This is a genomic window from Amylibacter marinus (assembly GCF_030160015.1).
GTDB classification, from domain to species: Bacteria; Pseudomonadota; Alphaproteobacteria; order Rhodobacterales; family Rhodobacteraceae; genus Amylibacter; species Amylibacter marinus.
The window spans coordinates 151,554-161,819 of record NZ_BSNN01000002.1 but is presented as its reverse complement, the minus strand read 5'-3'; the positions used below and the strand labels follow the sequence as shown (position 1 = coordinate 161,819).

At 50.6% G+C, this 10,266-nt stretch carries 9 protein-coding genes; 2 read left to right on the top strand and 7 right to left on the bottom strand.

The features are described 5' to 3' along the window. Window positions 1-30 precede the first annotated feature (30 nt). Window positions 31-957 (top strand): TPM domain-containing protein, encoded by a 927-nt coding sequence (locus tag QQL62_RS01535; RefSeq protein WP_284375504.1) that lies wholly within the window; start codon window positions 31-33, stop codon window positions 955-957. 165 nt (window positions 958-1,122) lie between these two features. Further along, window positions 1,123-2,658 (top strand): trimethylamine methyltransferase family protein, encoded by a 1,536-nt coding sequence (locus QQL62_RS01530; protein ID WP_284375502.1) that lies wholly within the window; start codon window positions 1,123-1,125, stop codon window positions 2,656-2,658. Here QQL62_RS01530 and QQL62_RS01525 read toward each other — a convergent pair. The 7 genes from QQL62_RS01525 to gmd form a co-directional block, all read right to left on the bottom strand. Continuing rightward, entirely contained in the window at window positions 2,655-3,806 is a 1,152-nt protein-coding gene (locus QQL62_RS01525; protein WP_284375500.1) for a glycosyltransferase family protein, read from the bottom strand. The two genes, QQL62_RS01530 and QQL62_RS01525, sit on opposite strands and share 4 nt — an antisense overlap. Next, window positions 3,803-4,918 carry a glycosyltransferase gene (locus QQL62_RS01520; protein ID WP_284375498.1) on the bottom strand — a complete coding sequence of 372 codons (1,116 nt, stop codon included), beginning with the start codon at window positions 4,916-4,918 and terminating at the stop codon, window positions 3,803-3,805. Before QQL62_RS01520 ends, QQL62_RS01525 begins: the two co-directional genes overlap by 4 nt. Next, a complete protein-coding gene (locus QQL62_RS01515; RefSeq protein ID WP_284375496.1) occupies window positions 4,911-6,002 on the bottom strand; it encodes a hypothetical protein in 1,092 nt (363 codons plus the stop codon). The genes QQL62_RS01520 and QQL62_RS01515 overlap by 8 nt, the downstream gene beginning before the upstream one ends. A gap of 250 nt (window positions 6,003-6,252) precedes the next feature. Further along, the gene (locus tag QQL62_RS01510; RefSeq protein WP_284375493.1) at window positions 6,253-7,149 is read right to left on the bottom strand and encodes a sulfotransferase; all 897 of its coding nucleotides are present in this window, start codon (window positions 7,147-7,149) and stop codon (window positions 6,253-6,255) included. A gap of 2 nt (window positions 7,150-7,151) precedes the next feature. Further along, a complete protein-coding gene (locus QQL62_RS01505) occupies window positions 7,152-8,114 on the bottom strand; it encodes a sulfotransferase domain-containing protein (RefSeq protein WP_284375491.1) in 963 nt (320 codons plus the stop codon). Between the two features lie 111 nt (window positions 8,115-8,225). Further along, window positions 8,226-9,167 carry a GDP-L-fucose synthase gene (gene fcl / locus QQL62_RS01500; protein WP_284375488.1) on the bottom strand — a complete coding sequence of 314 codons (942 nt, stop codon included), beginning with the start codon at window positions 9,165-9,167 and terminating at the stop codon, window positions 8,226-8,228. Then, on the bottom strand, window positions 9,164-10,234 hold the full coding sequence (gmd, locus tag QQL62_RS01495) for a GDP-mannose 4,6-dehydratase (protein WP_284375486.1): 1,071 nt from the start codon (window positions 10,232-10,234) through the stop codon (window positions 9,164-9,166). The genes fcl and gmd overlap by 4 nt, the downstream gene beginning before the upstream one ends. Between the last annotated feature and the right edge of the window lie 32 nt (window positions 10,235-10,266).

Here is a 10,266-nt window from a genome sequence, read left to right as displayed (position 1 = left end):
GCTATAGATATAAGCAAGCAAGGGGGCCCTATGTATTTTATAAAAACACTTGTCTTAACGATCTGCCTGTTTTTGGGGCAATTTGCGACAAAGCCCGCCATGGCCGAGGATTTCCCCGATCCCATTACCCCCTACATCAGCGATTACGCTAATCTTTTGGATCCAGAGACCGAGGCACGCATTACCAAAGATTTGGTGAAACTGCGCCAAGAGCTGGATTTGGAATTGGCGTTGGTCACCATAGATTCCCGCGCCGAATACGGTGAAAGCGCTTCTATGGAGAGCTTTTCGAAAAACATGTTTAATACTTGGGGGATTGGTAGCACGGCGCGCAATGATGGCGTATTGATCCTGATCTCTTTTATCGATCGTGAAATCCGCATCGAACTTGGGGAAAGCTATGGTAAAATCTATGATGATCGTATGAGTTTGGTCATCGATCATCACTTTTTGCCATATTTCCTGCGGGATGAGTACAGCCGAGGCATAGAGGCAGGAACTCTAGAGACCATCAAACGTTTGCAACCTACCTATGATATTGCCGCTCCCAACTCGTTGGAAAAACCCTCGCTCTGGATCGCCTTTAAGCGCACGCCCCTATGGCGCTCAGTTGAAGGTTATTTCGGGTTGGCGATTTTCGCGGTAATCGCGCTGTTTTTGGTGTTCGAGACCAAGATGCGCTCGATTCTCGTCGGGCTACGTCCCTGCCCTAATTGCCAGCAACGCCAACTGCGCAATCGCCATCGCGTAATCACCCCCCCTACCGAAAGCAAACGCGGCGAAGAGCTGGTGGAAACCTATTGCACCAGCTGTGATTATAGTGCCGAAGAGCACCGCTCTATCCCAAATTTAGCGCATAAAACCACGAACGACGGCCCAAGTGGCGGCTCTTCTGGCGGCGGTGGCGGCTTTGGGGGTGGCTCTTCTAGCGGCGGTGGCGCTACGGGACGCTGGTAATTTTTTTCTTTACAGAACGTAAATCTTGGGTAGCATCATCGTATGATCTATCTGGACCGCCTGAATGAATTGAATTCACGCACCATAGGTGCGGATCGTGGCCGCGCTGCCCGCGGCTCTCCTTTTGGGGTTTAAACCGAAACGTTTAACCAAAAGGATATCCATATGAACAAGCCTGTCACGCGCCGCTCTGGTGGTCGCGATGCGCGGCGCGCCCTGCGTCGTGCGCCCCTAGCCCAAGATCTTCGCCCAATACGTGCCGGCCTAGCTGGTGGCACCTATAAACCGCTCAGTGATATCGATGTGCTGCGCATACACCGCGCAGCCCTTGATGCGCTAGAGCAAATCGGGCTGGCCGATGCCCCCCAAAGCGGGATTGATGCAATGACCAAGGCCGGTGCAACCCTTGGCGATGATGGGCGCTTGCGGTTTCCGCGCGCCTTAGTCGAGGATATGCTAGACCTCGCGGCCAAGGAGATCACGCTGTTCAGTCGTGATGGTAAAAATGACCTAGAGCTCAGCGGAAACCGCGTGCATTATGGTACGGCTGGCGCTGCGGTGCATCTGGTAGATCCCGAACATAACGACTATCGCGATTGCACTGTCCAAGATTTATTCGACGCTGCCAAAATCGCAAACACCCTTGATAACGTGCATTTTTTTCAGCGGCCCATGGTCTGTCGTGATATTGTTGATAACTATGAGATGGACCTAAACACCATTTATGCCTGCGCTCGCGGCACCACCAAACATATCGGCACAAGTTTCAGCGACCCCAGCTATGTGGATGGCGCTCTAAAATTTGTCTACGAGATTGCGGGCGGCGAAGACAAATTCCGCGCACGCCCCTTTATTTCAAATACCAATTGCTTCGTTGTTCCGCCGATGAAATTCGCGACAGAAAGCAGTGAAGCAATGGAAAAATGCATTCATGGTGGCATGCCGATCCTGCTGTTATCAGCCGGTCAATCGGGGGCAACGGCTCCTGCATCGATTGCGGGTGCTATTGTTCAAGCCGTCGCGGAATGCCTTGCGGGGATTGTTTATGTGAATTCCATCGCACCGGGACACCCTGCCATTTTTGGAACCTGGCCATTTGTTTCTGATTTGCGCACAGGAGCGATGTCCGGGGGTAGTGGCGAGCAAGCTTTGCTTACGGCTGGTTGTGCTCAGATGCACAAATATTACGGAATTCCAGGGGGGGCTGCGGCGGGCATTGCCGATTCTAAACTGCCTGATATGCAGGCGGGGTACGAACAGGCACAATCCAATGTTATGGCAGGTCTTGCTGGATTAAATATGGTTTATGAATCCGTAGGTATGCATGCCTCTTTGCTAGGATTTTGCTTAGAGAGTATGATCATCGGAAATGATATGTTGGGTCAGGCCCTGCGCGCGGTGCGCGGCATTGATGTCAGCGAGGATAACCTATCCATAGAGACCATGCGAAGCGTCTGCGAGGACGGCCCTGGGCATTATTTAGGATCAGAGCAAACATTAAACCTGATGCAGACTGAATATGTCTATCCAGAGATCGCCGATCGATCCAGCCCGAAAGAGTGGATGGAAAACCAAAAGCCATTATTGCTAACGCAAGCGATCAAGGCCAAGCGCCGCATCCTTTCTAATCAATCCAGCGCCGAATTCCCGCCCGAGTTAGATGCCGCACTGCGAAAAATGGTAAAAATTCATCTAGATTAACCACGCTGGGGCGCGCATTCAATTGATATGTTATCTGCGCGCCTGCTGGCAATCTCTTGTAGCAGACACTCGTGCGCATCCTCTTCCATAAAGGCCCCGCGTGGCATGCGGCGGATCGCAGATGATTTATCCGCAAGCGCCGCCGGGGTGATAGTCTCGATAAAGTTCTCAAGGCTGGGCCAATCTGGCCGATCCAATACCCATCCCAGATTATTCTTTGCTGCATAATCCGCGGTTTCTGTTCCTCGTAAGGCCAAAACAGGTACTCCAAACAGCCCCCCTTCATAGATCCGGTTGGGCATCAACATCTGGGCATTTTCGCCACCATCGATATCCAGACCCCAATTCAAATCTATCCTTGGATAAATATCAACCAGCCCTTCAGGGTAACGATAGGGCCCAAGGTGTTTCACATTTGCCAAGTTGCACAATTTCTCTAACCGCTTCTTCAGCGGCGCATTGGCATGGCCAGCTAAAACCAATTCAATTTGGTCACTATACTCGCGTGCGAGGCGTTCCAATAATTCAAGGCTGGTTGCACATCGAAACTTTCCCACATAGCCGATGGAGATTTTTGAACCCCTGCGCGCGTTCGCATCTCGTAAAAAGTCAAAACGAGGGACTTTGTTTTCTAAAAGGTACCATTTGCCGTCAAACCGTTGCTTCTTGGCGAAATAATCGCAGTGAAACCGACGAGAACTAAGCACCAACAGATCGACCCTGCGCAGTAACACGCGCTCTAGCCCTCTGAAAACCGCGCCCAGCATGCCGCTGCGCAAGGTCAGGGGATGAATATCCAAGACCTCGTAAACCAATTGTGCGTCTTTGGCATATAGGTGGCGGGCAATAGCCCCCAACAGCAGTAAATCTAAATTTCGACAATAAAAAACATCCGTTTCCGAAATTTCATGGGCCCGTTGGCGCAATATCAACAGCCCTTTAATCAGCGCCCCAAACCGCCCCAGAACGCCCTCCTTCAGCATCGCTAATCTTTGATAGGGCATCTGCCCGCACTGGATGTGATCCGATCTTTGAAATGCAAATACGCGAGGCATGGGGCCGTATTTTCCAAGGCCAATTGCCCGCCGCGCAACCGCCGCATCCGCACCATCGGGCGCGAAAAACGATATCTGTAATTTCGCGTTCATAACAAACCATCCAGAATACCCTGCGCAAAGCGCTCCTGCTGATGTTCTTGCACAAACCTCTGCGCGTTTTGTGGGCACATCTCTACGGGATTACCCAGAGCCTCGGCCAGCGCCATGGGGTCAGTACTGTTGATGCCCGCGCCCAAAGAGTATTGGTGCACCCACTGCCCCATCAGTCCCTGACATTGCGCGATCACCGGTTTTCCTGCCGCCGCCGCCCAGAACAAAACACCAGATGATCCCACATGATCTTGATAGGGGGCCAGAATAACGTCCGCCCCTGCTATCTCTTGGCGCAAGTGTGTGTCACTGGCAAAGGCATCACTCACATGCAGTTCTAAATCTGGACAGGCCTGTTTGGCCTGAGCTAGAGCTTCGTCGATCTCTTGGTATTCCATGCGATCTATTCGCCCGACAATACGCAGCTCCATTCTTGATAATATTACTGGGGAAAGATGCGCAAGGGCCTCTAACAGTACGAAAATCCCCTTGCGGCGCGCGATCGCGCCAAACATCAGAAAACAGGTCTTGGAACCTGATCTCTGCCCCCCCAAAGTTTGTATATCAATCCGAGGTGCGGGATCAGGAATAACCTCCATCTGGCGCCCCAATCCAACAGGGAAGAACGGGTCAAATCGAAAAATCCGGCGCACATCGCGCCGATCAGAGCATCGATACAACGTTCTCTTACACAGGTTTTTCAAGCGGCTCCGCCAATTGCTTACTTGGCCATAACCGTTTGGAACACGAAACAGTATCCCACTAACCTGCCCTGCTGCGCGTTTAAAATCCAAGGCCGCGCCCAAAATTGCGTGATCAAAAAACGGCAGAAAACAAACGGCCTGCCTATTACCACGCACATAACGGCACGCAGCGCGCCATTGAGCAAGACCAGCCACAACAGCGGATCGATGTTGAAGCCACCTAAGGTTTCGCGGGTCTAAAACTGTGGTATCAACATCCTTGGTTGCAATGCGATCAGCCAGATCAGGCGCACAGATCAACCGCACGCGATCAACACGCGGATCTCGCATGGCCGACGCTAGTATCATATCGGCGAAAAAGGCGCTGTGCCCATCGCTGCGGGGTTCGAAATAGATAAATTCACGCAAGCGCACCCCTCCGTTTAAAACGATCGGCCTGCCCAGTTGCCGCCAAAATTACGCCAAGCGCGCCCCACAATAGGGGGGTATTCTCGCCGCCTAAAAATATTCCATACCCCGCGTAAAACACCCAGAAAACGAGCGGACTATGCCCAATTATCGCCCGAGAAAATAACATAAGCGTCCCGAACCAAGCCATCCCACCCAACAGGCCAAAATGAATAAAAACCGCACAGTGAACGTTCCCAAATACGATGTTCATGTCTGCCAAGCTTTGTCGCACGTATATCGGTGCTAAGACCTGCATGCTTTGGGCTGTGTAGATTTCGCGCAAGGCATCGCGCGCGCCAATACCCATGCCAAGGAGAGGATGCTGGGTCAAAACCTCTTGGGTAACCAATAGCGGACGTATGACTCTAATGTAAAAACTCGGATCAATTCCCTGCGCCATTCTCTGGTTGAATTGCAGAGCGAAAATCCCCGTAATCACCCCTACCGCAACGAGAAACATTAAGACCATGCCTCGATGACGCAGGATTGTCGTAAGCCCAAAAATTTGAAATATGCGAACCAAGGCGAGGATCAATGAAATTAAAATCACAGGGCTGCGTACAATCGAGAACGCCAAAATGGCCAATGCAATGATCCCCCAGACCTTGCGAATATCCTGCTCCAAGATGATCAATGCGCATAAAATAATTGCACAGTATTTTCCAAGATGCGACGGCTCTGATGTGAACAGCTTTGGTCGGATGAACCCGTAGCCATGGATATCACGCGTATCGTTTTGATATATGAATTGTGGATCATACAGCAGCGCTCTTACGGCATCGCTGAGTGGGCGCAACACCCCCAAAACCTCCGCCAATGCACCAGTGATTATCAGGCACAGGGCAAGGTATAAAATGCGTGTGAAATGATCAGGGCGTATATTCAGTAGCGCCCGCGCAAACCCAACCGAGGCAACACCCGTCAAGCATATGAAAATCAACGAGTTGAACTGTTCGGCGAAATAATATTTTCGCGTGCTATCCAATAGCACGGGCATCAAAGAAATCAGCGAAATAATAAACAGAACGATCAGAAAAATCATACAGTTTCGATCCTTGGGGAGAGAAAGATACAAAACCCAACCTGCGATTAAAAACAAAGCAAAGGGTAGAAATTTCCAGCTGATCTGCGTGTACAGCCCAATGCAGGCCACGATCATGCATACCCTTAGTAGATTACCTGCTATTAGATAAAAGCCAGCACGCGGATCGGTTTCAAAATTTGAATGATGTACCTGATCCAATTAGTCCAACTCCTTTGGTTAATCAGTAATTAAGAGATGTTAACAAACCTTAAACCGATGCCAGCATCAGATCGTCCGAAACATATATGCGGCCATAAATCTCTTTGCATTCCGCCATGATTGCCCCATATTCACCATCGCTTAGATTACTACGCCAACTGTGCGGAATATCTCGGGTTTTTCGAACAAATTGATGAAGCTCACCTGGCCTTGCCCGCGCCGTGGTACCGGTGGTGGATTGACGCAAGAAACTGGTGGTGCCTGCCGTTGCCTGCATGCCGAAATGTGCAATTATTTTTTGGCTTTCACGCAGGGGATTCTCACACAAATCTTCGTGGCGTAGCAACTGAATTCGGCCCTGACTGCTGATAACCTGATCTAGGATATCGCCATTCAACTGTGCCCAAAATCTCCCGACTCGCGCGGCAAATTCCTCGGCATCATCCCCACGCATTTGGCGCAAAGAGCAATCATCAACCCCAAGTTCAGGCACCCCCCACCCCATCCTCTTTAGGGCATTCAGATAGGCACCGGGATGGCGAACCATTGCAACCCCGTACATATCATGCTGATTACATAGCATTGCGGCCATGCGAGAGACGAAAGGATCCTTGAGGATAAGTGTTTTGGGATTTGCGCGCAGCTTGCGACGGTAGTGTATATTATCGGGCCCGCCGGTAATAGATCGCATCACGGCCTTCCATTTCACATCGCTATCGCGCTGGGTTTTAAACCGCGCTCTCCCTGCGAAAATATCCGCCAACAGGCCCGTCAAAACCGCGTTGTGGACCTTGGCGTCTGGATACCAGCACGGGACGGATTCAACCCCATACGCATAGTTGAAAGGTTCGTGGAGCACCGAACAATCCGTACAGGTTTCCAATATTTTTCCCAACCAAGTTGTACCAGAGCGATGCGCCCCGCAAATGAACCCACGTTTCTGCATGTCTAGTCTCCTTTTCTAGGCAAAGCATCGCCTGCCCGATACGGACAACCGGGAAAATGATCCAAGATATTTTGTACCTGAACAGATGCCTCACCTGTAACGCTCTGTTGCCACCCATAAATCAATTTCTCAGCATTCCCCTGAGATATCAGAGACCGCGTTCCCTTCGCGCTTAGGGATTTGACCGAGGCACTGGCCTGCCCTGCCGCGATATACATCTCGTCAACCTGTGCAAGCTGGCATTCCACGGCGAGTAACTTGACAATTTTCGCCCGCTCAGCAACCAAATCTTCGTAAAAAATACTGGGGGTATTTGCATGTTGCTCATCCCATAGGGGTAGATTTTCACAACACCATGACAGCACATATTTCTGTAGATCAGATCCAGATCTGCATATTTCTTGTAATAGCAAACCCTGTTCCCGCGTTAGAAACTCTTGCTTGAATCTGTCAGAGGATTGAAAATATTGCAGCTTATCCCCCCAATCATTGCGCATACATGAGAGGGCCTGTGCAATAGGGTGGCGAAAATATAAAATCACTTGAAACTGGTTCTGCACCAGTAGATCCAGCAAAAATTGCGCCGCTGTTGTTTTGAAAACCAATCGATCAGAGCGAAATTTAAACTCCTTGCTCCATAACTTCCAAGGTTCGTTTACATGGAATCCTTCGATAATATCCTTGATGTATTGGTCTAGATTTTCCTGCTGACTTGCATTTGGGGCAATCATTGGGCCATTCGCCAATACGGGATGGCGGCGGCGTGCCTGATCTAACACAACAAAAGGAGAGAACGGTTGGTCGACGTATTTCACACCTGCATTCTGTGCGATCATCTGCATCAACAGTGTCGAACCACTGCGCCGTGATCCCACCAATGCGATGTTTGGCAACGCCCCCTGCTGGTGGCGATTAAAGCACTGCCATAGGATTGGTTTTAGAGTGCTGGATGCGCGGGTAAGCATTGGGTTATCCGTCCACGGTAAATGGCAATTGCCAAAACACTGGACGAAAGAAGGTTAATGAATTGCTAACAGCCCCAGATTCATTTTCCTAATGCGTCAAAAACTCCGATCTCACCAATCTATTCCCTGCTTCAATAGATCCGCATAGGTGTCGCTGACACCTTGATGAAGACTACGTGCTTTATTCCAACCCATGGCATGTAATACCCCGCTGTCCATCAGCTTTCTTGGTGTTCCATCTGGTTTTGTTGCGTCAAACTCCAGCTTTGCTTCATAGCCGACTACATCTGCAATGGTCTCGGCCAACCCGCGAATGCTGACCTCAGAGCCTGAGCCAACATTCACTGGCACAGGGCCGGAATATGTTTTCAATAGATGCACCAGCGCATCGGCCAAATCATCCACATGTAAAAATTCACGCAGTGGTGTCCCAGATCCCCAAAGCGTAACCGCGCCATCCCCCGCCTGTTTCGCCACATGAAATTTACGCAAAAGTGCAGGCAAGACATGCGAATTCTCAGGGTGATAATTATCCCCTGGGCCATATAGGTTGGTTGGCTGAGCAGAGATAAAATCCACCCCGTATTGCGCGCGGTAGGCCTGACACATTTTGATGCCAGCGATCTTGGCGATGGCATACCATTCATTGGTCGCCTCTAAGGGGCCAGTGAGCAGGTGTTCTTCTTTTATCGGTTGTGGGGCCAATTTTGGATAAATGCAAGATGACCCCAGAAACAACAGCTTTTGCACATCATTTTCATAGGCCGCATGGATGACATTGGTTTCCATCACCAAATTGTCGCGTAAAAACTCGGCAGGCATGGTGTTATTGGCGTGAATGCCCCCAACCTTGGCCGCGGCCAGAACAACCACATCGGGTTTTTCCTGCGCCATCCACGTGCTGACTGCGGCCTGATCCGTCAGATCCACAACATCGCGCCCGGCCATAATCAGCTCGCAATTTTCTTGGCCTAATCGGCGTACCAATGCCCCACCAACCATCCCGCGATGACCAGCAACCCAAACCCTCTTTGAGGTTAAATCAAAGCTCATCCGTGGCGATCCTTGCGATCACTTTCGCTTTTCACCACATCTAGGTCTGATTGCACCATCTCTGCAACCATATCGGAGAGCGTCGTCGTGGCCTCCCAACCTAGTGCATCTCGCGCCTTACTTGGATCACCGATCAACAAATCCACCTCTGTTGGGCGGAAATAGCGCGGATCAACCTCTACAATGACCTTTCCTGTGGCGGCATTTATACCCTTTTCATCCACACCGGTGCCGCTCCATTTCATGTCAACACCCACCGCCTTAAACGCTGCATCAACAAAGCTGCGCACAGTGTGTGTTTCACCTGTGGCCAGTACGAAATCATCGCCAACATCGTGCTGAACAATGCGCCACATACCCTCTACGTAATCGCGGGCGTGCCCCCAATCTCGTTTTGCGTCCAAATTGCCCAAATACAACTTGTCCTGCAGACCCAGATGATAGGCCGCGGCGGCGCGGGTGATTTTACGGGTTACGAAGGTTTCGCCGCGCAATGGGCTCTCGTGATTAAACAAAATACCGTTGGATGCATGCATGCCGTAAGCTTCACGATAATTCACGGTGATCCAATAAGCGTATAGTTTCGCCGCCGCATAGGGGCTACGCGGATAAAACGGGGTGTCTTCCTTTTGGGGGACGGCCTGCACTAAACCATAGAGTTCCGAGGTTGATGCCTGATAGAACCGCGCGGTTTTTTCCATTCCCAAAATACGAATAGCCTCAAGCAGGCGCAATGTCCCGATGCCATCGGCATTTGCGGTGTACTCAGGGGTTTCAAATGACACCTGTACGTGGGATTGCGCCGCTAGATTGTAGATTTCGTCAGGTTGCACCTCTTGGATCAGGCGGATCAAATTGGTAGAATCCGTCATGTCGCCATAATGGAGCTTGAATTTAACATCCTGTTCGTGGGGATCCTGATACAGGTGGTCAATGCGCGAAGAATTAAACGAAGAGGCGCGCCTCTTTAGGCCGTGAACCTCATATCCTTTTTTCAACAGTAATTCTGACAGATATGCCCCGTCTTGTCCTGTTACTCCGGTAATCAGTGCGCGTTTCTGGCTCATGGTAATCCTTACAGTTTTATGTCGACAAGATA

What these genes read in the sequence shown, in the direction of transcription:
- QQL62_RS01525 (WP_284375500.1), bottom strand. Translation starts at nt 3,806, where the DNA reads ATGAACGCGAAATTACAGATATCGTTTTTCGCGCCCGATGGTGCGGAT.
- fcl (WP_284375488.1), bottom strand. Translation starts at nt 9,167, where the DNA reads ATGAGCTTTGATTTAACCTCAAAGAGGGTTTGGGTTGCTGGTCATCGC.
- QQL62_RS01535 (WP_284375504.1), top strand. Translation starts at nt 31, where the DNA reads ATGTATTTTATAAAAACACTTGTCTTAACGATCTGCCTGTTTTTGGGG.
- QQL62_RS01510 (WP_284375493.1), bottom strand. Translation starts at nt 7,149, where the DNA reads ATGCAGAAACGTGGGTTCATTTGCGGGGCGCATCGCTCTGGTACAACT.
- gmd (WP_284375486.1), bottom strand. Translation starts at nt 10,234, where the DNA reads ATGAGCCAGAAACGCGCACTGATTACCGGAGTAACAGGACAAGACGGG.
- QQL62_RS01505 (WP_284375491.1), bottom strand. Translation starts at nt 8,114, where the DNA reads ATGCTTACCCGCGCATCCAGCACTCTAAAACCAATCCTATGGCAGTGC.
- QQL62_RS01515 (WP_284375496.1), bottom strand. Translation starts at nt 6,002, where the DNA reads ATGATTTTTCTGATCGTTCTGTTTATTATTTCGCTGATTTCTTTGATG.
- QQL62_RS01530 (WP_284375502.1), top strand. Translation starts at nt 1,123, where the DNA reads ATGAACAAGCCTGTCACGCGCCGCTCTGGTGGTCGCGATGCGCGGCGC.